This window comes from Victivallaceae bacterium, assembly GCA_036659455.1.
Taxonomy (GTDB): domain Bacteria; phylum Chlamydiota; class Chlamydiia; order Chlamydiales; family Chlamydiaceae; genus JAVXCN01.
This window is the reverse complement of the sequence record JAVXCN010000001.1, coordinates 1-24489: the sequence shown is the minus strand read 5'-3', so window position 1 is coordinate 24489 and position 24489 is coordinate 1. Positions and strand designations below refer to the sequence as shown.

At 38.8% G+C, this 24489-nt stretch carries 21 protein-coding genes and 1 other RNA gene; 9 read left to right on the top strand and 13 right to left on the bottom strand.

Going from position 1 to position 24489, the window contains the following annotated elements:
- Positions 1-63 precede the first annotated feature (63 nt).
- Positions 64-2259, top strand: coding sequence for an ATP-dependent RecD-like DNA helicase (locus RSA43_00110; GenBank protein ID MEG2495697.1), 2196 nt, complete (start codon positions 64-66; stop codon positions 2257-2259).
- Positions 2260-2269: 10 nt separating this feature from the next.
- Here the strand turns inward: RSA43_00110 and metG are convergent, their stop codons facing one another.
- The 11 genes from metG to RSA43_00055 are packed head-to-tail and all read right to left on the bottom strand — an operon-like array spanning position 2270 to position 11025.
- Positions 2270-3970, bottom strand: coding sequence for a methionine--tRNA ligase (gene metG / locus RSA43_00105; GenBank protein ID MEG2495696.1), 1701 nt, complete (start codon positions 3968-3970; stop codon positions 2270-2272).
- A gap of 3 nt (positions 3971-3973) precedes the next feature.
- Positions 3974-4201 carry a hypothetical protein gene (locus RSA43_00100; protein MEG2495695.1) on the bottom strand — a complete coding sequence of 76 codons (228 nt, stop codon included), beginning with the start codon at positions 4199-4201 and terminating at the stop codon, positions 3974-3976.
- A complete protein-coding gene (gene gmk / locus RSA43_00095) occupies positions 4194-4811 on the bottom strand; it encodes a guanylate kinase (protein ID MEG2495694.1) in 618 nt (205 codons plus the stop codon). The genes RSA43_00100 and gmk overlap by 8 nt, the downstream gene beginning before the upstream one ends.
- Positions 4812-4813: 2 nt before the next feature.
- Entirely contained in the window at positions 4814-5497 is a 684-nt protein-coding gene (locus RSA43_00090) for a ribonuclease HII (protein ID MEG2495693.1), read from the bottom strand.
- Between the two features lie 18 nt (positions 5498-5515).
- Positions 5516-5890 (bottom strand): 50S ribosomal protein L19, encoded by a 375-nt coding sequence (gene rplS / locus RSA43_00085; protein MEG2495692.1) that lies wholly within the window; start codon positions 5888-5890, stop codon positions 5516-5518.
- Between the two features lie 10 nt (positions 5891-5900).
- Positions 5901-7001 carry a tRNA (guanosine(37)-N1)-methyltransferase TrmD gene (gene trmD, locus RSA43_00080; protein MEG2495691.1) on the bottom strand — a complete coding sequence of 367 codons (1101 nt, stop codon included), beginning with the start codon at positions 6999-7001 and terminating at the stop codon, positions 5901-5903.
- A gap of 14 nt (positions 7002-7015) precedes the next feature.
- Entirely contained in the window at positions 7016-7369 is a 354-nt protein-coding gene (rpsP, locus tag RSA43_00075) for a 30S ribosomal protein S16 (protein MEG2495690.1), read from the bottom strand.
- The gene (ffh, locus tag RSA43_00070) at positions 7360-8703 is read right to left on the bottom strand and encodes a signal recognition particle protein (GenBank protein ID MEG2495689.1); all 1344 of its coding nucleotides are present in this window, start codon (positions 8701-8703) and stop codon (positions 7360-7362) included. Before ffh ends, rpsP begins: the two co-directional genes overlap by 10 nt.
- Before the next feature lie 42 nt (positions 8704-8745).
- Complete coding sequence (gene prmC, locus RSA43_00065) at positions 8746-9594, bottom strand: peptide chain release factor N(5)-glutamine methyltransferase (protein MEG2495688.1); 849 nt, start codon at positions 9592-9594, stop codon at positions 8746-8748.
- Positions 9591-10655, bottom strand: coding sequence for a peptide chain release factor 1 (gene prfA / locus RSA43_00060; GenBank protein MEG2495687.1), 1065 nt, complete (start codon positions 10653-10655; stop codon positions 9591-9593). Before prfA ends, prmC begins: the two co-directional genes overlap by 4 nt.
- A 40-nt stretch (positions 10656-10695) precedes the next feature.
- Entirely contained in the window at positions 10696-11025 is a 330-nt protein-coding gene (locus tag RSA43_00055) for a type B 50S ribosomal protein L31 (GenBank protein MEG2495686.1), read from the bottom strand.
- A gap of 246 nt (positions 11026-11271) precedes the next feature.
- Between RSA43_00055 and RSA43_00050 the strand changes: the two genes are divergently transcribed.
- Together RSA43_00050 and lepB are read left to right on the top strand one after the other, a co-directional pair.
- A complete protein-coding gene (locus RSA43_00050; GenBank protein ID MEG2495685.1) occupies positions 11272-12021 on the top strand; it encodes a hypothetical protein in 750 nt (249 codons plus the stop codon).
- Positions 12022-12524: 503 nt separating this feature from the next.
- Positions 12525-14396, top strand: coding sequence for a signal peptidase I (gene lepB, locus RSA43_00045; protein ID MEG2495684.1), 1872 nt, complete (start codon positions 12525-12527; stop codon positions 14394-14396).
- Positions 14397-14498: 102 nt separating this feature from the next.
- On the opposite strand, the gene RSA43_00040 is transcribed toward lepB, so the two are convergent.
- Positions 14499-15728 carry a hypothetical protein gene (locus tag RSA43_00040; protein MEG2495683.1) on the bottom strand — a complete coding sequence of 410 codons (1230 nt, stop codon included), beginning with the start codon at positions 15726-15728 and terminating at the stop codon, positions 14499-14501.
- A gap of 60 nt (positions 15729-15788) precedes the next feature.
- Positions 15789-18890, bottom strand: coding sequence for an isoleucine--tRNA ligase (ileS, locus tag RSA43_00035; GenBank protein ID MEG2495682.1), 3102 nt, complete (start codon positions 18888-18890; stop codon positions 15789-15791).
- Between the two features lie 170 nt (positions 18891-19060).
- On the opposite strand from ileS, the gene ssrA reads away from it, so the two are divergent.
- The 6 genes from ssrA to RSA43_00005 all read left to right on the top strand — a co-directional run bounded on the left by ssrA (position 19061) and on the right by RSA43_00005 (position 24378).
- Positions 19061-19487, top strand: a transfer-messenger RNA (tmRNA) gene (gene ssrA, locus RSA43_00030).
- 898 nt (positions 19488-20385) lie between these two features.
- Positions 20386-20508: a hypothetical protein gene (locus tag RSA43_00025; GenBank protein MEG2495681.1), complete on the top strand. Its 123-nt coding sequence runs from the start codon at positions 20386-20388 to the stop codon at positions 20506-20508.
- Positions 20509-20594: 86 nt separating this feature from the next.
- Positions 20595-21140: a hypothetical protein gene (locus RSA43_00020; protein MEG2495680.1), complete on the top strand. Its 546-nt coding sequence runs from the start codon at positions 20595-20597 to the stop codon at positions 21138-21140.
- Positions 21141-21412: 272 nt separating this feature from the next.
- Positions 21413-22168 (top strand): hypothetical protein, encoded by a 756-nt coding sequence (locus RSA43_00015; protein ID MEG2495679.1) that lies wholly within the window; start codon positions 21413-21415, stop codon positions 22166-22168.
- 698 nt (positions 22169-22866) lie between these two features.
- On the top strand, positions 22867-23043 hold the full coding sequence (locus tag RSA43_00010) for a hypothetical protein (protein MEG2495678.1): 177 nt from the start codon (positions 22867-22869) through the stop codon (positions 23041-23043).
- A 3-nt stretch (positions 23044-23046) separates the two neighbouring features.
- Positions 23047-24378, top strand: coding sequence for a hypothetical protein (locus RSA43_00005; GenBank protein ID MEG2495677.1), 1332 nt, complete (start codon positions 23047-23049; stop codon positions 24376-24378).
- Positions 24379-24489 lie beyond the last annotated feature (111 nt).

Genomic DNA, 24489 nt, shown 5'->3' with positions numbered 1-24489 from the left:
CCTTAATTGCCTCGAATTTTCATATACATGAAATAATAATCGCTCCTAAGGTCAGGGCTTCTTATGGAAAGAATTCACGGAACAATTCATCAGATCCTTCATAGATCCGACTCTTTGACGATAGCCTCGTTAAAAACTCCTTACCAAGAAAAACCCATTACCGTCATCTCTCGTTTCGAATGCAATCCGAATGCTGAAGTCAGCGTTTACGGTAACTGGTCGGAAGATCATTATTACGGCACAATTTTTAACGTAACCGAGATCAAGTACGAAAAAAATTCCGGAAATAAAGGTATTTTTAATTATTTGGTTTCCAAAAATATTAAAGGTATCGGACCCAAAATCGCAAAAAAAATCATTGAAACATTTTCCGAAAATACTCTTAACATCATCAATGACGATCCTCAACGATTAAGGGAAGTCCCCGGCTTGGGAAACAAAAAAAGCGATCAACTCATTAAACAACTCGGAGAACAAAAACAACTTCGAGATACCGTTCTTTTTCTACAGGAATATGACGTACCCGTCTATTTTGCGAAAAAATTATTCGCCAAATTCGGAGAAAACACCATCTCCATAATTAGAACGAATCCTTTTATTCTCGCTTCAAAAAACATACGCGGCATCGGATTTAAAACGGCAGACCTCATTGCATTAAAATTGGGATTACCGAAAAATTCCGCATACAGGATCAAAGCAAGTCTTCAATTCATTATGAATGAAAGTACCGATCTCGGTCACTGTTGTTTACCTCTTACCCATCTTATCGAACGCACCGATAAAATATTAAATAACGAATCAACGGATCATATCGTTACCGAAGAAGAGATTAGCCAACAAATTTCCATATTGATTAAAACGGAAATTTTCATAAAACATGTCTTAAATGCCGTACCGATGATCTGGAAAAAAGAATTGTTTCAAAACGAGCTTTCAATTGCCTTCGACCTTAAACGCATTCTTTTTTCGTCAAAAAATATACGGAATATTTCACCTGAAACCTCCGTTCCCTGGGCAGAAGAACGTCTAGGCTTCACGCTCGCCGAAAAACAGAAAGAGGCCCTGACTTTATCGATAAGAAAGAAAATTCACATCATCACAGGAGGGCCCGGAACCGGAAAAACCACAATAACCGAGGCTATTCTTATCATTTTTCAACAATTAACGCATAAAATAATATTGGCGGCACCGACAGGAAAGGCAGCCAAAAGACTTTCCGAAGTCACAAGAAAACGAGCCGTTACTATTCATAGCCTCTTAAGATATGATCGAGAAAACCGATCATTTAAAATTAATAAAAAAAATCCTCTCGATTGTGACCTTATTATCGTCGATGAATCGGGAATGATCGATACGATTCTTTTGAAACATTTTCTTCAGGCACTTCCTGATTCCGCCATTGTTTTATTTATAGGGGACATCCATCAATTACCCAGCGTTGGACCCGGTAATATTTTAAAAGACATGATTAGATCGGATCTGATTTCAGTAACGGAACTGAATGAAGTATTCAGACAGGTACACGATTCAGGGATTATTACCAATGCTCATCTCATTAACCAAGGCATCTTTCCCGAATTATATAAAAAAAACGGGAAACAAGATTTTTTGTTCTTCAGAAAAGAAGATCCCAAAGAAGCCTTGGAACAAATCGTTTCTTTGATAACGGATGTTATCCCCGGAAAATTTCATATATCGATTAAGGACATTCAAGTTTTATCTCCCATGAAAAAAGGAGTACTCGGAACACATACGCTTAATGAGTCAATCCGCAAAAAATTAAACCCCAATCAACTTTTTATTATGAAAAATCAACAAAAATACTCGGCGGGAGACAAAGTTATGCAAACCCGTAACAATTACGGGAAAGAGGTCTTTAACGGAGATATAGGTTATATTCAATCGATTGATTTTTCGAATAAATCCGTTACCGTTCTATTCGATGCCAAGTATATAAATTACACTTTCAATGAACTTAACGAATTAACTATCGCTTACGCCATATCCGTCCATAAATATCAAGGAAGCGAAAGTCCCTGCATAATCATTCCGATACATACATCGCACTACATGATGTTGTACCGTAATTTACTTTACACGGCCATTACGAGAGGAAAAAAATTAGTCGTTTTAATCGGAAGTATAAAAGCTATCGCCATATCGGTAAATACAAATAGAATTGATACTCGGTTTACGGGACTGGAACAAGCGATTAAAGCGACACGAATTAATCACGAATTAATACCGATTTCCGGATGATTTTATCGGATCACTCAATCAACGAAAACAACAGGTCCGGACAAACCGGGGCATATTCGGTTGAACGATAATCCAAAAAGTCCTTATTCCATAAATCGAAAATCGATTCATCGGAAAATGTCACCCCATTCGTCTTTTCTTTATTTACGATTCCTAACGCATTCAAAATCTTAATCGATGTCTCAGGAATTAAAGGATAAGAAATCAACGCCAAAATTTTCTGACAGAAAAGACAACAGAAGAGAATGTTTTCGACTTTCTCCCTACAAGACGAGTCTTTAATTAATTTCCATGGTGCCGCACTATTGAAATAAACGTTCCCTAACGTAGCAACTTCCATAACGGCTTGAGTCGCTCTTCGAATGCTATAATCCGTATAACAATCATAAGCCTCTCTCGCCCCGTTCTTGACGCTTTCCATAAAAGCTATGTTTTCATCATTCAATAAATGGGAATGCGCTTTGATTGTTTTAAAACCATTTTTATCTGCAAAAGATAATACTCTATTGATAAAATTACCGTACTTACCTACCAAATCAGCGTTACAACGAGATTTGAATTCTTCAAAAGAAAAATTACTGTCCGAAGTTTCCGGAGCACCGGAAGCCAAAAAGTAACGAACGGTATCTACCGAATATTTACTTAAAAAATCATCGATATCAATAAAATGTCCATCGGACTTACTCAACTGTTTACCTTCCAAGGTATAAAACTCGGAAGCTACCAAATCATCGACTTGCTTATAAGGAAGGCTTTGCCCCTCTTCCATTGAAGGAAAAATAACGGCATGAAATACAATATTATCCTTTCCTATGAATTCGATATATTTAACGTCATCCTTTAACCAATAATCTTTCCATAACTCTCGATTATTTTTAACCTTATCCGCCCAATCAAGAGTAGCACTCACATATCCTATCGGAGCATCGAACCAGACATAAAAAACCTTACTCTCTTTTCCGGGAACAGGTACTCCCCAATTAAGATCCCTGGTAATGGCACGAGACCGAAGATTTTTTAAATACTCAAGAACAAACTTTTGAACGTTAGGACGAAAAGGTCTTTCCTTAAGACGTTTCTCAAGAAATTCTTTAAACAATTCCAGTTTAAGAAAGTCATGTCTTGTTTTTTTGAGAACCAAAGATTTTCCGTTGATTTTGGAACGAGGATCAATCAAATCAGTGGCTTCATAAGAGGCCCCGCAACTACCGCATTCGTCTCCTCTGACTCCGTCAGCTTTACAATAAGGGCACTTACCCGTAACGTATCGATCGGCTAAGAAACGATCTTCCTGTTCCGAAAATAATTGCTCAGTCTCTTTCTCTTCTATATACCCGCCCCGTTTTAAATCGTTATAAAAATCGATAACCAAAGGAGCATGAGAATCTGATGTAGTTCGGGAAAAATAATCGAAAACGATGTTTAAATCACGGAAAGAAGCCAAATGCAAATTATGATAATAATCTACGTACTCCTTAAACGGAATACCTGCATGTTCGGCATTTAACGTTATAGCAATACCGTACTCATCGGAACCGCAAATGTAAATTACATCGGAACCTATAAGCCTATGAAAACGAGCGCAACAATCTGCCGGTAAATAGACTCCCGCTATGTGCCCGAAATGCAGCGGTCCGTTAGCATACGGCAAGGCAGCCGTAATCAAGACCTTTTCCCGCATTTTTTTACGACTCATAAAACGCTCATTCATGGATTATTCGGTGATTTTTTCTTCTACGACGATAATAACTTCTTCACCGGTGCAATCGATTTCCTCGTCATCGTACTCTAAATCTTCCAAAACATCGATAACCACGTTTGAAGAATAAGTCTCACCTTTCAATATTCTCGATCTGGCTATCTTAATGGCATGGTTAACAAGACTAAAAGGACTATCAAACTTCTTATTTAAATTCTCGTTAGTAAGATGATGATCACTCATGATCCCTCCTTCTGTGTTCTTCCGCTATAAAAATGCTTTTAAGAATGAATGCGGTAGCATTAAGATCCTGATTAATCACTTTATAATCAAAAAAATCCGACATCCGTTCTTCTTCAACCGTTCTTGATAAACGCTCATGTAAACTATCCGAATTCTCGGAACCTCTTTTCGACAACCTTTTTAGTTGCTCTTCCGGAGACGGCGGTAGCAAAAAAATCGTTACGACCGAAGAAGGAAATAAATTACGAAACTTCAAAGCGCCTTTTACGTCCAAAACGAGCAGCACATGATTTCCCGAAGCCAAAATTCCTTCGACTTCAGATTTCAGAATTCCGTAACAAGCCCCGAATAATTCTTCATATTCCAAAAAGCTGCTCGAATCAATCAACGCTCGAAACCGTTCTTCATCAATGAAATAATAATCTCGTCCTTCTACCTCACCGTGTCTTATTGTTCTGGTAGTGCATGAACGAGCTCTCTTTAACAAGTTCTTTAAATCCATTTCCAGACGATCCGCAACAGTGGATTTACCGGTTCCTGAGGGAGCACTGATTACGAAAATCAAAGGACGTTTCATAATCGAATTCGGGTTCTCGAAGATTTCCGTCATCTTTAGACCGATGCCTCGCAATAAGAAGGGGATTGAAACTTACATTTCGCTACGGGAGAAAAACTCTTTCTGTGAATAGGAGTCGGACCGAATTTTTTCAGAGCGGCAAGGTGTACCGCAGTTCCATAACCTTTGTGTCTTTCAAAACCGTACTCAGGATACTCTTTATGATACCTTAACATGATTTCATCACGAAATTCCTTAGCCAAAACGGAAGCAGCGGCAATAGACACACAAAGAGCATCTCCTTTAACAATTCCTCTGGAAGGCAGACCGTTAATATCAAAATTCATACCGTCAATTAAGAGAAAGTCTGTAGGCGTACGACAGGAATCGACAGCTTCCCTCATAGCTTGTTTAGTAGCTTGTAAAATATTGATCCGATCAATGATCGGAGCTTCGACAAGCCCGATTCCGAAAGACACTTCCTTATCAGACAACAACAAATCCTTAATTTTTTTCCTTCCTGAAGAAGTCATTTTTTTACTATCGTCAACACCGGGAAAAAATTTTCCGGGAGGTAGATAACAAGCCACCGCCAATACAGGACCGGCCAAAGGCCCTCTGCCCGCTTCGTCAATCCCAATCACATACCGATAGCCGGCTTTATAAGCCTCCGTTTCAAAAACACTCATAGCCGAAAATTTTCGGAACAAAAAATCATCGTTGTTTTCAGATACAATCATTTGAAATAATACAATTGACTAAGAAGCAACAGATACCGGTTTTCTCGAACCAATATATTCCTTCACCTTAGCTGCTTTACCCGTTTTTCCTCTAAGATAGTATAAACGAGCTCTGACGACTTTCCCTCTCTTGACGATTTCAATAGAAGCTATTTTAGGACTATTTAATAAAACGGTTTTTTCCATACCTTCACCGTAGGCTACCCTATGTAAAGATATACTTTCACCTAAACCACTGCCTTTTCGAGCAATAACGGTTCCTTGAAAGACCTGTATTCTTTCTTTTCCACCCTCAGTAATCTTAGTTGCGACCCTTATGGTATCACCTACACCGAAACTAGGAATGTCCGTACGACATAATTCCTTTTCCATCTTCTTAATTAAATTACCCATAAACCCTTTCCTATTTATCCTGATTTTTCAAGAACAAAACCCAATGATGCTCATTTAGATCTTCAAAACGAGCCTCGTATATATCTTCGTTATTTTCTTCTCTCCGAAAAGCAATCATTTTCGAATACTTATTCCACCTTTTGATGGCTTTTTGTAAAGACTCGACTTCTTCAAAAGAAATGAAGAAAACCATACCGTTCTTTGAAGAAACCCGTTTCAATCGAAAACGCCCGAAAGCATTAGGAGCAATCACACCACACTGTTCTTCACCGGTATGTCTTTCCACGTCTTGTTTTAATAACCCAAAAACTCCGGAATAAAATCGCAAGCTTTCCGATATATCCTCAACCGGTATCACCGTTTCGAAAACACTGTTTCGATATATCAGAGATGTCCCGATATGCTCCTCGCTACCCCTTTCATTAGAAAGTAGGTAATCCAAATAGAGGTCCGGACGAATTTCTTCGGTTTTTTTCAGACTCTCTTTAAGTCTCCAAGAATGAATATCCTTGTGATTACCACTCAGCAAAACCGAAGGCACTGATAAACCTTCGAAACTCTCCGGTCGTGTATATTGAGGATACTCTAAGAGACCGTTCTCAAAAGACTCCGTATCCGATCCGGTAGGATTACCTAAAACTCCAGGCACAAAACGACTGACAGCATCCATCAATACAAGAGCAGCTGCACTGCCTGCCGTCAAAACATAATCGCCAATGCTTATTTCTTCATCAACTTCCAGATCAATAACCCGCTGATCAATCCCTTCATAATGTCCGCAAATCAAAATCAAATGATCATACAAAGCCAACTCGCGACATTTGGAAGCATTTAAAACGCTTCCTCTAGGAGAAAGATAAATAACGCGACTTCCGTCTTGAGGCTTTTTCACACTTCGTATAGCCGCGGCCACAGGTTCCGGACCGATCACCATTCCTCCACCACCCCCGAAAGGCGCGTCGTCCACCTTAAGCCAACGACCGTTTCCGAAATTCCTCAAGTCCAAAAAATTAAACGTCAATAATCCATTATCGACAGCCTTTTTTAGAATACTTAAACTCAAAGGACTTTCGAAATAATCAGGGAACAAAGAAATAACGTCAAACTTCACTACCCTAAACCGTTTTAAGCGGAGACAATGGCACTTTGTCTTTTTTCACTCAATCGCTTTCTATAAGCTCGCTTCTTTTGACACAAAACAGCCCTTTTAGCAACCTTTTTAGAAGTATAAGCTTCATAAACACCCGGAGCTCCCTGCTTCAACAAAGCAATAGCTTTTTCGGTAATCTCAGCTCCTTGATTTAACCAATAAAAAATACGATCTCCTTTCACATCGAGAGAAATCTGTTCGTGGGGATTATACCACCCCAACATCTCGAGATATTTACCATCCCTAGGAGAACCGGCATCAGTCAAAACCAGACGATAAACGACTCTATTCTTTCTACCTTGTTGCCTCAAACGAATTTTCAAAGCCACTTACTGTTTCCTCCCATCATTTTTTTTTCGAGCTTTTCCATTTTTTCCTTATTCATATCTTTGAAAAACTCTTTAGCTTGTTTCATCTGCTTTTTCAGCTTATTTATATCACCGATGGACGCACCGCTTCCGGAAGCTATCCTCTTAATACGACTTATGCATAAATCCACTTTTTCCACCCGCTCATCAGGCGTCATGGAAAAGATAATCGCTTCCGTTCTCATAAATTTTTTTTCAGACTCTTCAAGATCAAAGTCGGATACTTCGTTACCGGGCAGCATGCGCATTAACTTTTTAAACGGCCCCATCTTCCGAAACAAGGCAATCTGTTTCAAATAATCATTATAATCAAAAGAAGCCCGACGTATCTTCTCAGCCATCGCATTAGCTTCCTCTTCATTGACCAATTTTTTCGCTTCCCTAACGAAATTAACCGTATCTCCTTTTCCTAAAATACGATCCGCCATAGATTCAGCACTGAACAAACGCAAATCCTGAATTTTTTCTCCGGAGCCTTCCAATTTTATCGGCTTCCCCGTCAGTCTAATCATAGATAAAGAAGCCCCCGCCCTGGCGTCACCATCAAGCATCGTCAAAACGAATCCCGTTAAGCCTATTCCCCGGTCAAAAGCTTCGGAAGAAATAGCGGCATCCTGACCTAACGCGGCATTCGCAACAAACAAAACTTCATCGGGATTTACACGAGATTTTATTCCTTTTAATTCGTTCATTAAAGGCTCATCCGCGTGAAGTCTTCCGGCGGTGTCGAACAGGACGGCATCAAACCCTTCACGAATCGCATATCGTTTGGCGTTTTCCGATACAAGAACCGGATCAGCGGAATCCGGGTTATAAAAAGAAACACCGGCCTTTTCGGATAAAATCCGTAATTGTTCAACAGCACCGGGACGTTTTAAATCACAGGGAACGAGTAAAATTTTTTCGATTCGCTTCTCTTCCTTCAAAAAAAAAGCCAACTTTGCACAGCTAGTAGTCTTTCCGCTTCCCTGTAAACCGCATAACAAATACACGGAAGGCTTCTTCGAGGCAATTGCCAAATCACCTCCTTCCGTCGTCATAAGAGAAACAAGCTCTTCATGAAGAATCTCAATAAACCGATCTCCCGCCGACACACCTTTGATTCCACCGATAACAAGAGCCTTTTCCTTGACCTCAGAGATAAACTCTTTAACCACGGTGTAGTTAACATCTGCATCCAATAAAGAAAGCCTGACTTCCCTAATCGCATCGGAAACGTCTTTTTCGCTAACCCGATAAACCCTCGCAAGAGAGCCGGCAACCCCTACCAATCTTTTCGTTAATGAAGCAAACATCGGTCTACGAAACAAAATACCAGGGCGGCAGAATACACTATCCTACTTATCCATTTCAAGGAAAAAAAACCGATCCACACCTGAGAAATCCTTAATACATTCACCGAAATAATTATTTTTTTCAAAAATCGCTTTTACTTCAATGCCCTGTCGAAAACCTAATTCAAGCCATAATTTTCCCTTGGGTTTTAAAAACGACATAAGATTTTCGGCTAAAAAAACATAAAACTCCAATCCCCCAGCTCCACCGTAAAGAGCCAACCAAGGCTCGAAACAACGAACCTCAGGAGCGGTATTCAAAATTTCACGAAAAGATAAATAGGGTGGATTACAAATCAAATAATCACACGTTGAAGAACCGTCGAAAGAACAAAAAACATTCGCTTTACTTATTGAAACGTCAAGACCGTTATGAGCAGCATTTTCGGCACTTAAAGTCGTCGCTTTATCGGAAATATCGAACAAAGAGACCTCTAAACCCAGGTGTTTTTTCTTCAAAGATAAACCTAAGCATCCGCTACCGCAACAAAGATCCCAAAGAATCCCTTCACGAATATTCTTATTGTTAAAAAAGTCACTAACCAAAGATGCTAAAATTTCGGTCTCCTGCCGGGGAATCAAAACACCCTCTTCAACCATTAATTGAAGCCCATAAAACAATACGCGTCCTTCAATGTATTGAGAAGGTCGGCGACGACCTCTTTGGAAAATTCGTTCATGGTACTGCGAAACACTTTCTTCATCCGGCATCAAATTTTTCGAAAGTAATGCCGAAACCGTATCGATTCCTAAAATATCAATTAAAAGATAACGAGCCTCTCGACGGGGAAAAGGAACTCCTTGTTTTTCCAAAAAACGACTCCCTTCTTCAATTAAACTACGAATCGTCACGAAGCTAACTTGAGTTGATAAAAATGTCTGACAAGAGCACTGACTATCGGCTCAAGATCTCCTTCCAAAACTTTATCCAACGAATATAAAGTCAAATTAATGCGGTGATCCGTCAATCGGTTTTGGGGAAAGTTATAAGTACGAATTCTTTCGGAACGATCACCGGAACCCACTTGATTCGACCTTAACGCGGATTCAATCTCAGATCGCTTTTTAGCTTCAGCCTCTCGAATTTTTGCTTTGAGAATCCTCATGGCTTTCTCTTTATTTTTATGCTGACTACGCTCTTCTTGACAAGCGGCTACGGCTCCGGTCGGTAAATGGGTAATACGGACCGCAGAATCGGTTACGTTAACGTGCTGACCACCCGCTCCCGACGAACGATAGGTATCGATTCGAAGATCTTTTTCGTCTATCTTAACGTCTTCTTCTTCAGAAGGTTCCGGAAGTATAGCTATAGTAATAGCGGAAGTATGAACCCGTCCCTGCGTCTCCGTCTCCGGGACACGCTGAACCCTATGAGTTCCGCCTTCATATTGAAGAAATCTTTTAACACCATCCCCGGAAAATCCCATAATATACTCACGAAACCCGCCAAGATCCGACTCATGAACCGCCAATACTTCACATTTCCAGCCTCTAACCATGGCAAATAATTGATACATACGCACACAATCGGCTACGAAAAGCGCAGCTTCGTCTCCTCCTGTTCCTGCTCTCAACTCCATAATAACTCCGAGATCATCGTCAGGATCCGGAGGAACAAGCAAAGAAAGCAAAGTTTTTTCACAAGATTCGTAAAGACGCTCGTTTTTCTTAATCTCTTCTTCGAGCATAACAACGATCTCAGGATCTTTTTCGGTGGATAACGCCTTAACGTCATCCTCCCTAATCCTACGAATCGAAAGCAAATTCTGATAAACGGTACGGATGTCGGAAAGATAAGAATGTTCCTTAGTCAAACGTCGATATTCGGTTGCATCATCAAAAACACCGGGAGAGGCTAAAAGATTTTCCACATCTTTTAATCTCTCTAAACATCGAATAACCTTATCTTCCATGGAACAATGCTACCAATCCGTCATGAGACGGACTTATAAACTATTTCTTCTTCTTAGATTTACCGACGGTTTTTTTCGAATCAGGGGAACCGGCACCAACACTCTCCTCTTCGGGTTTGGCAACGGTTTTCTTAGGACCGTATCGTTTTAGGAATTTATCGACTCGCCCTTCGGTGTCGATAAACTGCTTGCTTCCCGTGAAGAAAGGATGAGACGAAGAAGAAACGGTGACATAACAAACCGGATACTCTTGTCCTTCAAAAATCTCCGTTTTATTCGAGCGCAACGTAGAGCCGCAAACGAACTTATATCCCGTCGAAGAATCGACGAAAAGAACTTGACGATACTCAGGATGTATATCTTTCTTCATAATTAACCTCCGAAACAAAATATTTGCGCTGTCCAATCCGAAAAAGGCACGCTTCCAAGAACGGAAAGCAACAGGGAAAGAACTCAACTCAAGAAGGAGATTTTAAAGATTTTGAACACAAAGTCAATAATATTTATCTCATGCTGAAAAAATAACAAGGTTATCCTACAAATAAAAATTTCTTGAATGTAATATTTCCTTATATTTTTTGTTTTTAAACACGAAACCCTTGAGATAATCCTACGAATGAAAAAAAAAATATTATTATTAACCGTTTTGTTACTGTCGATGTGCCACCCCTTGTTTGCAAAAACCCGTCTTGCGGATATCCTATTACGATCTTCCGCAGGAGACTATGCCGTACTTTCCTATAACGGCAATCAAGTTATTTTTGTCGTAAAAGAGACGGATAATCAATCTGCAATAGTGGAAGAAATTCGATACACATCTCCTTTTCGTCCTCCTCAAAATTGGAAAAACATCGTAAATTCAAAAAAAGGCCATCCTAAAATACGTATTTTCAGAGTATCTAAAGACCTTGTTGAGTGTTTTTCGTTAAGTGAAAAATTGTGTGACTTGAAAAAAATAAACTCTTCTCCTCTATTTGCAACTTTATTAACTTTAGATTTTGATAAAATTCCTGAAGACAAATTAAGACGAATCAACGGCGGTTCCGGTTCGATTTGGCATCCTAAAATCATTTCCGAAGAAAACCTCGAACCCGGCGATATCGAAGCTCTCGAAGCCTACTGGCCTAGAGATAACTCTTTTCTTTCGGAAAAACGCATTGAAATTCGTCTGACTGCTACTGACATCTCACCTTTCCCGGTATGGATAGAAATTGGGGAACAACTAAAGATAAGATCTCTTGGAATAGGTAAAAAATTGATTACTCCTTTTCAATATAAATTTCAAATGGACAACGATCAAAGCACAACCGCTGAAGAATATAATCACGATCTCTCCGTCGAAACCGTAAAAGAATCTTCAAAATAAATCATTCCGAATTCCACGGAAAGCTGCGGCAGATACAAATATCGATCAAGCTTTCAATGAATCTCAATTTTCAATTAAACCATTTCTTCTTAGGACTCTGTCTTCACAGTCGATTGCCTCAATCCGAAAATCCATTCATCAACGGCTCGTTTTCTTCGATAAAGACGACTTTATCCTTGCAGGCCATTTCCGGAATTACAGGTATTTTTTAAATCATGAATACTTTTCAACGGATTACGACATTCATCATTCATGTCTCGATGCCCTATGAAAACTTCAAAACGAGAACGAGTTATGAACATTTTTTTCAAACATTTACATAGTACCCTAAGTTGATGAAATTCAAAGATAAAACAAATATTCTTCAACATCTCGGAAACAAGAAATAAACAAACTATGAACATGTTTTCCACATTAAACGGGGAAAATTATCTTGCAGTTGTTTTCTTAATAAACTAGATTTTCGGAAATTATAAGAGTTCCTATTTTTAAGAAAATAAATAATGAATACTAACAGTTCCTTTAAATCCTACGAAAAAATTCTCCTTCAATCTCAAAAAGCGTTAAAAAAGATAAAACACAAATTATCTTCCGATATGACCAAAGAGATCGCTTCCTTGATGGATAAACTTGAAAAGGCTATTAAAGCCAAACATTCCGAACAGGCAGCCATTTATTCCGATAGTCTCAAATTACTTATGAAAAAATCTCAACGTCAATGTTCCTGTGGAATCAAAGAATTGATTAAAACCGTTCTTTTTGCTTTTGCAGTTGCATTTTTAATTCGTCAATTTTGGTTCGAGCTTTATGAAGTACCTACCGGTTCCATGAGACCGACAATCAGGGAACAAGATAGAATCGTCGTATCCAAAACAACTTTCGGATTGCGATTACCTTTTTCAAATAAGCCTTTTTTCTTTTCCGAAAACGATATCCAAAGAGGCAGTTTGGTGGTATTTACGGTTAAAGGAATGTCTATTCCTAACTCAGACACAAGATATTTCGGGATATTTCCCGGAAAAAAACGTTACGTTAAAAGATGCGTGGCAAAACCGGGAGATACCGTTTATTTTTACGGAGGATATATATACATTGTCGATCGACAAGGAGAACTCGTCAACGAACAAAGCAATGAAAATTATCTTGGTAAAAACCGTATAGAAGACATTCGTCATGTTCCGTTCATTAGTTTTGACGGAAATACGGAAACACGAAATCAAACGACTTTTTTTAAACAGATGGATAAGTCTCTGGGCAAGCTTTTGGCTACGGGTTTACGAACTAAAGGATGGTTTTTCTTTCAAGATTCTTGGGAAGAAGATCAACCGGTCCTAATGAAAACGAACCGTAATCAACCTGTAAGCTATGCCGAACTTATGGGAATGAATAACTATGCGGTCGTTCATATCGTTCAGCCGGATAAAGTACCTAACACTTATAAGGAATCTTTCGGAAATTCTCCCATAGCTTATTTGAAAATTTATCATACGGCTAATCTGACATACCCCTCACCCCTGATATCGAAAACCGCTTTTGAAACTTCCCCTTCCCTAAACCCCTATTCGACGTTTATCGGATTGGACCATAACCACATAGAACTTTTAAAACGACATTTAACGACTTCAAGATTCATCGTATCCTCCGGCAAGGCTTTTCGATATCAACTTGAAAATCAAAATTCTCAAAGAATGTTAAATGCCATTTCATTACCCAACGTTTCCGATGGTTGTTATGAGTTCGAAAACGGAGTGCCCTATCGCATTTATTTTGCCGGAATAAGAAGACCGGTCGACTCCGATCATCAGTTAAACAAATTAAATGAACAAGAAATTATCCGACTATTCAATATGGGAATTCATTTCAGTAATTATCACGAAAAAAACGAATTCTATCGTTTATCGTTACCTCAACGATTCGCGTTTTATAATAACAGTTCTTTATATGTCATGAATGCGCCGCTTTTCTCAAAAGATGATTCACGGTTACTGCAATTCGTAAAAAATGAAATCAAACACGAAACGACCTCTTCTGACGAATATCCTTATATCGGCTTTACCGATATGTCTCGTAAATTTAAAGGGACATCGAAAGAAATCGAATCGTTTATCAAAAATTTCGGTTTTAAAGTACCCGAAGGACACGTTTTGGTTTTGGGCGATAATTATCCCATGAGTGCCGATAGTCGAGATTTCGGATGCGTTCCCATCGATAATTTATTAGGTGCTCCCTTGTATCGATTCTGGCCCTTGAATGCTATCGGAAAACTTCCTCAAGTACCTTATCCTACAAATAAACTAACGCTATCCATTTTAGGAATTTTGACACTTAGCGGATTAATATTTTTCACGAATCGTAGATTGAAAAAAAATAAATAATTCCCCTTAATCCCGAGTTAATATTTAATTTTTTGAAAATTATGGGGTAACTAATGAAACGGATTAGAAAAAAATATAGTATGTTCCTTATCAATGCCCGGATTAAGTCACACAACCAATCTCTCGCAAAGCGGCTTTAACGGTTTCAGACAAATTTTCTCTTTCGGCCAATTCCAACATCCCGTTTTTATCTAATACATGATCCGAACTTTCAGACTGATTAAGATCCGTAAGAGTACGAATCACTAGCGAATCTTCATAATTGTTTAACCGAGCATAGTGTAATAATGTCGCAATGGGTCCCATATCTAAACGATTTTTTTTATCCAAAACCAGGTTACCGTTACGACTAAGAACAAATGAAAACAGATCAAATCTTCCTTTTTCAATCAGGGAAGTCAAAACGGTATTCCTCTGTTTATCGCAACAGGACAAATAATCCGGTTTAGAGAGGAGTAAAGTCAAAAAGTGCAAATTCTCGTTCATAACTACATAATCCCATATGCTTCCTGCAGGACCTACTGTATCGGTTATATCAATGTTCAAAACAAAAAGAACATTTAATAAAACATTATTGTCACTGACTAGCATAGGACCATATAAACTTCTCATCCGCCTTGCGGAGCCTAACAAGGCTTGTTTTTCTTCTTCTGCTAATAAAGAGACTTTCGACAATAAAAGTTGAGTAAGCGGTTTATAATCCACATTATGGGAAGTAATTAAGAAGCCCTTAACAAATGTTTGGGATATCATCAAATCGAAAAGCTGAGAAGCACTCGCCATACTCAAAAATGCACATAAACCTGCAATATTTAGCTCACCATTTAAAGTACGATGATTTAAAAAAACCCCTACATCATATAAACGTAAAAGATTGTATGACAAAGAGGCAATCAAATTCTCTTGCGAAGTTTCCGAATCCGACACCGGCTGAGGAGTTAATGTTTCAATTAAACGAACTCCTTCGCGTTCTTCCGTATCAGTATCCTCTTCAGATTTTCTTAATACGGAAGTTGCATAAGACTTCGATTTTTCAAATAATTCGAGTTCATGTCGAGAGATTTCCGTTACGATTGTTTTTAATACAATACGAGAAACTATAAGAAAAACAATACCGACCGCAACTAAAGAAACAGCGCCTATCACTAGAGGAATATGTAATCCGATAGCCAAAGACACGATTAAACCGATCAGTGCTATTAAGATACAAACGACACCGATAGATTTCAAGCAATCGCTAAGAGGTTTCCTTCTATATAAAGTAAATCTGGAATTAACCGAATAATTATCCCTGACACCGATAGCCGGAAAACTTTCTCCTGAAATACTCATAATAAATAAAATTACCTCAAGGACCTTATTGATAATATTACCGGAATGACTGAATCGGTCTCAATGAACGACAGTCAGTTTTACCGAAACAAGACTCCCGTTAATATCAAGCTCTTCTTCATGAAAATCATCAGAAAAACCGATGTTAACTGCTAAGATCTCGTTACGGATATCGGTTTCGTATTTTTCAAAAACTTCTCGAATTCTAGGTACATTTTGAATAAGAACCTCTATTCTATCGGTTACTCCAAACCCTTTAAGTTTTCTTAAATTATTCAGCTTACTGACCATTTCACGAAAATCTCCTTCCAACTCCAATTCAGGCGTTAGACGAATATCTAAAATAACGGTAAAAGCTCCGTCCGAATCCGCAATGTAACCGGAACAAGCTTCTCTGATCACTTGAACATCCTCAGAAAAAATAGCGATGACGGTTTCTCGACAAACAATCTCAATCGCACGACCTTGATAGAGTTCCAATTTCGCTTGTTCATCCAAATTTTCTAAAATAAGGCCGATTTCTTGGATTAGAGAGCCTACTTTTTTTCCTAGAATTCTAAAATTAGGTTTTACGGTCGTTTTAATAAAATCGGGACTATCTTCCAAAAAAATCATCTCTTTTACATTCAATTCATCGGAGATCAGGTCAACAAAATCGGACAATTCCGCTAACTCTTCCTTACGACCGACTATATAAAAGCGAGGAAGAGGCTGCCTGACCTTGATTCTATGTTCCTTTCTTAGAGAATGTCCCATACCCACCACGGAGCGCACATTTCTCATAACATTTTCTAAACCGAGATCCTCTTGAAGACTTTCGGAAGAAGGAAAATCCGTAAGATGAACGGATTCTTCCGATGCAGACGTCCTCAATTTCAAATAAAGATCCTCAGCCGTAAACGGAATAAATGGAGCCACTATTTTACCAAACGTAATCAATACTTGAGCTAAAGTCGCAAACGCCGCTCTCCTATCGGCCGAATCGATATCGGACCAAAAACGACGCCTTGATCGTCTTATGTACCAATTCGTTAAATCATCGATAAACTTAATCAAAGGTTCGACGGCATCACTTAAAAAGTAAGCTTCCATAGCATTTCCCACGGCTTTGATTAAAGAATTTAATCGGGAAAGAATCCATCGATCTATTACGGTATACTGAACGTCCGAATACTCAAATCCCGTGACACCGCAAACATCGGCATACATTTTGAAAAAGGAAAGAGCATTGCGTAAAGGAATGATTACCTGTCTCAAGACCGACTCAACTCCGGATACGGAAAATTTCAAATCTTCTCCGCTAACGGCAGGACTACCCAACATGTATAACCGAAGGGCATCGGCACCGTAAGTGTCGATAATGTCATCAATGAGCGGATAATTGTTCAATCTCTTGGACATTTTATTACCGTCTTCAGCGAGGACAATGCCATTAACAACGGCATTTTTAAAAGCAGGTTGATTAAATAAAGCTACCGAAAGAACATTGAGAGTATAAAACCATCCCCTTGTCTGATCTAATCCTTCAGCGATGAAATCGGCAGGAAATCCCTGTTCTGCAAATGCTTCCTGATCGAAGGGATAATGACTTTGACCGTAAGGCATTGCTCCCGACTCGAACCAACAATCGAAAATCGGCCCTATGCGTTTATATACGGAGCCGTCTTTAACAAAAGTAAGATCGTCTATTCGATGACGATGTAAATCAGTTATTTCACATCCCGTCAAATCCTCCAACTCCTTAATCGAACCGATAACATAAGATTCTCCTTGCTCATTCTTCCAAACGGGAATAGGAGTTCCCCAATAACGATTCCTACTAATTGCCCAATCTCTGGCTCCTGCTAGCCACTTTCCGAATCTTCCCGATCGAATATGATCAGGAACCCAAGAAATGGATTCATTAGCACGAATAAGATCGCTCTTTAGCGATTCAACGGAAATAAACCAGGAATTAACGGCTTTATAAATCAGAGGCGTATCCGTTCTCCAACAGAAAGGGTACCTATGCCTAATGGAACCCCTAAAAAAGAGCATTCCGGAATTTTTCAATCGAGAGATGATTGATTTATCCGCATCTTTGACGAAAAGTCCGACATATTCGGGAATTGCTTCCGTAAACATTCCATAACTTCCTACGGGACATACCAAAGGAATTCCCAATTCACGACAAGCATAAAAATCCGATTCTCCAAATCCGGGAGCCATATGAACCAGACCCGTACCGTCTTCTTCCGATACGAAATCGGCGCACACAATCCGAAAAGCTCCTTCGGATTGCTTGGATTCGAAATAATCGAAAATAGGACGGTATGATTTTCCGGATAAATCCTTCCCTAAACACTTGTTCTCTATAATGAAACTTCCTTCCGAAAACCATCGAAGCACGCTGTTTTCTCCGATAATAAAACATTCCCCGGTCTCTTTTGATCTAACGGTTAAATAGGTGATACCCTCACCAACCGCAATGGCCATATTGGAAACCAAAGTCCAAGGAGTCGTCGTCCACACAAGTAACCGAGGCAATTCATCATTCAAGACAACTTTTACGATTACGGAAGGATCATCCACTTCTTTGTAATTCTGACCGGCCTCAAAGTTGGATAAAGGCGTGTTTAATTTCGGTGAAAAAGGGACAACCTTAACATCCTCATAAACGAATCCTCTGCGATAAAGTTCGGAAAATACCCACCAGACGCTTTCCATAAAGGAAATATCCATCGTTTTCCATGTCTTACGAAAATCGACCCACCGTCCCATCCTTTCGACTCGGGACTCCCATTCTTTTTCGTAACGTAAAACGACTTCTCGACACCTTTCGTTAAAAGCCTCGATACCGAAATCAAGAATGCTGCCCTGAATGTTCAAGACCTTTTCAACTTCATACTCCACGGGAACGCCATGACAATCCCATCCGAAACGACGAGGAACGTAATAACCGGTCATGGTTTTATAACGACCGATCGTATCTTTTATTGTACCCGCCAACATATGACCGTAATGCGGAAGCCCTGTTGCAAAAGGAGGTCCGTCATAAAAAAAGAACGGAGAACCGTCTTTTCGATTATTCAAGGATTTAAAAAAAATATTATTTTCTTTCCAAAAAACTAAAATTTTTTCTTCTTGAATAGCGAGAGACGATTTTTCTTTATTATGAACCATGAACAACTCTTTAAACAATTAACAAGACAAAAGAAAATACTAGTTTAAATGCATTAAAAATCCAATAAACAATGACGGCTTCCTTGACCGGATTAAAACTTCATATAATAAAAAATAAATTTATGGTTCGGATTATGACGATTCCGGTAAAATTTCGCCTATATTTATAAGGGGGTGTACAGGTTTCGACTTGGAAATGAATTATTAATGGCATGCGGAGGACTCCGGTTGGCCTCCTAAAACACCCGGTAAAACATTAAGTGCCGAACCTAAGGCCGAATGTGAAGTTATCAGCTTCTTCGATTTGACTAGCGATAGTCAATTGAAAGCTGCTTAGTTTCACTAAGCTGTCGTTGCGTTAAACCGACGACCCGGTATTTCGAAATTCCTTCGGAGGTTTTGAAAATACCGTCGATTATCCGATAAGGATTCGACAAATTTGCGTTTGATGTGTCGAATTCGAGATTAAAAAAACGCATCGCTCGGTTATAGCCGTTCTTGACTAAGATTGAGCGAATTTCTTTTCAGGAACTAAGCATGTAGAGGTTATTAAGGAGTTGCCCAAGGACGAGAGTTCGATTCTCTCCACCTCCAATTCATATTAAGGCTTCGGTTTTAAGACCGAAGCTTTTTGTTTTTAGTGGCATACAATCAATATTTCCGACCGAAAGATTCGGTTGCATAAAGCTCAATTACGCACTAGACCAGATGAACCTGCAGTAAAGACTTTTTGATTTCACCCCTCAATTCTCCTATACCTTTGCGCTTGATGCCGGAGCTTAAACTACACTCCAATCCTAAGAAAAATATCTATCGCAGAACTCGACAAATCGCTTACTTATTCGCTTTATATGCGCCTGATCCCTTTTCTCAAAACACAAGAATCATTATAGGAGGTATCCCTAGACATCTTAGACGTCCTAGAGCGTTATATTAAAAAGATACGATCTTATAAAAAACAGCGTTTAAACTTACACGCCTTAAGCAAAACAAAAGAAACTTTTGATTTGTCCGATTTATCAAAGAGAACTAATCACTATCCGGCTGTCCGCAAAGCCGATACTTATATCGACCGCCTCGAACAGCTGTACTATTTTTTTGAGTCTAAATGGTTCAGAGATGTCACAGAAAAAGAAACAATAGCATTGAATATGCCATCGATTCTAGCGTTAATGCCTCTAAGAAATAAATATTACGCCCATCAATAGCAAGATGATCCTCAGAACAATAACTGTCCAGCCTAAAATTGAATGAATACGGCCTAAAACATACTTTCGTCGGTTACGGAGAAAAGCCTAAGAAGGTAAATAATTCAACCATTCTTTTCCCAGAAAACAACTTCATCTTAGCTAACCATTAAATATAGTTTAAATTATTTAATAATAACAAACTATTATTTTAACTTTTTTTTATTTTACATTATTATGGCATGATTCATATTATCTTTGAATATTTATTCATGAACAAATAATTTTATTTTTCTTGCTTCCGGTTTTTGGAAGTTCTTTTTTTGTTTGGATGGGACGGCTACGATTACAATGAAGATGAATATATCGAAAAAGGCAATCTCGTAAAAAAATATAAAGACATCGAAGTCTATCACTATGAAGAAGTTTAAGGATTCTACGGCAATGAATTAGAAACCCATGACTATGCTACGGGTGAATTCAACTATTACGAAATGAATTAAAAAGGAAACAAACAATGTTTAAATATTTGAAAAATGGAGCGTTTAGCTTAGCAATTTTAGCGATAACTATTCTATCGGTCGGAGAATTGAGTGCGGCACCGAAGAAATCATACACTCAAAAATCATACTCCACCAGAGCTACAATAAAAAAGCCTTACGTAAAGAAAGCACCTTATGAAGGTTGTGGAAAACCAAGTAAATTTAATGGACAACCTAAATTGAGTGCGGCACCGAAGAAATCATACACTCAAAAATCATACTCCACCAAAGCTACAACAAAAAAGCCTTATGTAAAGAAAGTACCTTATGAAGGTTATGGAAAACCAAATAAATTTAATGGACAACCTAAATTGAGTGCGGCACCGAAGAAATCATACACTCAAAAATCATACTCCACCAAAGCTACAACAAAAAAGCCTTATGTAAAGAAAGTACCTTATGAAGGTTATGGAAAACCAAGTAAATTTAATGGACAACCTAAAACGAAGATTATTTCAGGTTATGTCAAAAAAACCAGTAAGGGATACACCTATGTGAAGCCTTATGCTAAAAGCAAATAAATGGATCTAAAATGAATTTTTAAAGAAAAATTGAATCATAGTATCTTGTGTATTAATAGTTTCGTTATGCTTTTGCCTTATACACAATGGAGCTCCCTCCTTAATTATCCAAAGGCAAGCATCAGCACCGTCTTGATGCTTGGCATTGTATTTGAAACCAATTTTGTTTTTTCAAAAATAAAGAAACGGTTCAGGACTAAAGACACGGGAAGACTAGATCGAATTTTTGTTTATATTGCGTTTGAATTTTTTCACAAGGCGCAAATCAACCTATGATTGATAAAGAATCCGAGAAAATTAAAGAAGAGTCCGAGAGACAAAAAGTTCTACAATACACCTCTTATTATCTTGAAAACTACCTGCATCCGAATAAGAATTGGGATAGATGGGTCTCCCCAAAAGAGCGAATTAACCGGATAAGATGCTCTAACGTAAACTGGAAAACTGTGTCGGACCATATCAAAGGCATGGAGTATCAAGATTTCTTGCAAACACCTTACTGGAAAGCCATTACCGCCTATTCTAAGTTTAAAGCCGGATACAGATGCCAGGTATGCGACAGCTCTTGTAATTTAGCCGTTCATCATAGAAATTACGCGATACATGGTTTTGAACATGCTTGTATGCATGAATTGTTCGTACTTTGCACTGATTGCCACAGTAAATTTCATGGACAAATCTCCCACCCTAAGTCAAAGCCCAAAGCAAAAGACAGTAAATTTCACGGACAAATCTCCCATCCTAAGTCAAAGCCCAAAGCAAAAGACAGTAAATTTCACGGACAAATCTCCCATCCTAAGTCAAAGCCCAAAGCAAAAGTAGGTCTCATCATAGTTTTAATTATAAAATTAATGGTTTTATCTGCACTTATAGGACATTTCTTGATTGAGAAATATCAGGTCGGCTTTCATCATTCAAGCAAATTTTACGCACTAGACCGCAAAAAAGCGCCTGAATCCAAAATAAAACGGAGCAAATGGAAACCTCTTTTTTCGAAAAAAAGAAGTGTTAAATCAACTAAACCCTGACGATCCAATCGAAGACATATTTGCAGAAATTCAAGTTGTCCTCTACTTACAACAAAAAGGGTTTGCAAATTTCAAGTGTTTCAGGCGGGAAGGATCCGATTTTGAAGTAACTTTTAATAATATAAATTCTATATAGAAGTCCCTTATATTCACAATCCAGATCTAAAAACATTCCATAACAATCCTGATTTAATCTACATAACGATCGACCTCTCTAACCCCAATTTTTTAAAAAGAAAGATGAGCTTTTAAAAAAACAGTTATCCATAGTCCAAGAACAGTCAAGGAATTCTTCCGTTTTCATTTTAATGAAAGAACCATCAAAAATAAAGCCACGAATTGGAAAAAGGTTTTCCTAAAAACGTCATAATAACGTGGCATCCGACCTTGTATGTTAAGGTAGGAGAGAAAATCAGAACTTTTTTAGGAATTCCAGGAACTCGTGGAAACGGAATCGCAATAATCTTACAGAGCAAAGGGAAGTGATTATGATTATTCTTTAGCCAAACGCAGGGGATACCTTTTTCTTGGAATAAAGGCCAAGGTTGAACGATCTAGCTTCAAACATCAAAAAACATTAACAACTCACCAATCTTTCATCTGCGGGATTAAAAAAACGGAATCTAGCGTAAAAATAAATTGATCTGCTTGACAAAAAATTTCTAAATTTATAAATGTCATCCAAAAGGAGGGTTTCAATGAATGTTGAGATAGAAGAAAAGTCTGAAGAATTCACTGATAATTTCCTAAAAAAATTGCAGGAAATCGCTTTGAAGGCAGCACCTCAGCATCGTCCTTATAAACAAAAAACCGTTATTACCGCCAAGGATGTGACTCACATCGATAAGGCAATGAAAACCATTCGAAAAGGATAAAAAATGAATGATGAGACTGTAAATGACGTCGTCAGTCACAAGGATAAAATCGGAACCGAAATAAACTGGAGAGCCGCTAGAGAAAGCATCGAGGCTCTCAAACAAAGAAACAGAGAACTTGAAGGAAAGATGATTAAGCCTGACCCCTTAGAAGGATATGAAGACCACGAAATGGTTACCGTTGCCGATTTGAAAAAAATCAGAGAGTACGATAGTCACAAGGATAAAATCGGAACCGAAATAAACTGGAGAGCCGCTAGAGAAAGCATCGAGGCTCTCAAACAAAGAAACAGAGAACTTGAAGGAAAGATGATTAAGCCTGACCCCTTAGAAGGATATGAAGACCACGAAATGGTTACCGTTGCCGATTTGAAAAAAATCAGAGAGTACGATAGGCAAAATTGGAATAGGGAGTTAGCTCAAAAAGAAATGTATGTTCAGGAACAGATTCTGAAAGCCCGTCACTCTGATTACGATGAAGTAGTCACCAAATATGCCAAGGAGGCGTTCGAAGAATCCCCTATTTTAGCTGCGGCTTTGGAAGGGGTTCCCAACAAGGCTTTATATGCCTATGAAATCGGGAAAAGCCGGCAGATGTTGAATAAAGCGAAATCCTCGGTTCCGACAGCCTCTCCCGAACCTTATCTTAATAATGTTTCCCTTCCCGGGAATCTTTCTTCCGTAGCAGGAGAAGGAAGATCGGGTGAGTTTACGGGAGAAGCAGTCTGGGATATGGATGACAAGTCTTTTGAAGAGTACTGCCGAAAATCAGGCACCCCCATTTTTCCCGAAAATAGTATTTCTCTGGACAAACTGTGGAAGACGCCTCCTCTGGTTGTGTTGTATGCGTCAGGAGGGGTTGAGACTGCGTCGGCCGCCGCTCCAGGATATTTAACAGAGAAAGACATTCAGATCGCAAAGTCCCATATACCCGATAACGCTCGTCAGCCTACTTACTGGGTACTGGGACATCCCGACATTTTATCTTATGATCTGCAAAAAATCCCTTCATTCATTGCGTCTGCCAACTACCCCAATAACAATGTGGTTATCAGCGGGATGGAAGTCGGGGCGGTATTGGATACTCGTTGGATGTCAAGTCCCGAAGGCATCAAAAGAACCACAGGATCTTTAAGCGGCGTTACGGGAGCAGCGACGGCTACGGAAGCAGACCCTCACTATGCTTTATTCGTCATTATAGCTCAGGCCTACGGAGGCATGGGACCATTGATCTTTAAGGATGATTCCGGAAAATGGAAGATATCTTGTGAAGGAGCTATATGGATAATTAAAATAATTTGTAGAAATTCTAAGAACTTCACACCCATTCCCTAACCGGGACTAACAATAACGGAAACATTGAGAGGAATCAATGAGTCAAAAAAAACTGAACAAAATCAGATCGGAGATGAAGATTTGATGCGTCTCATGAATCGCTATTGGATG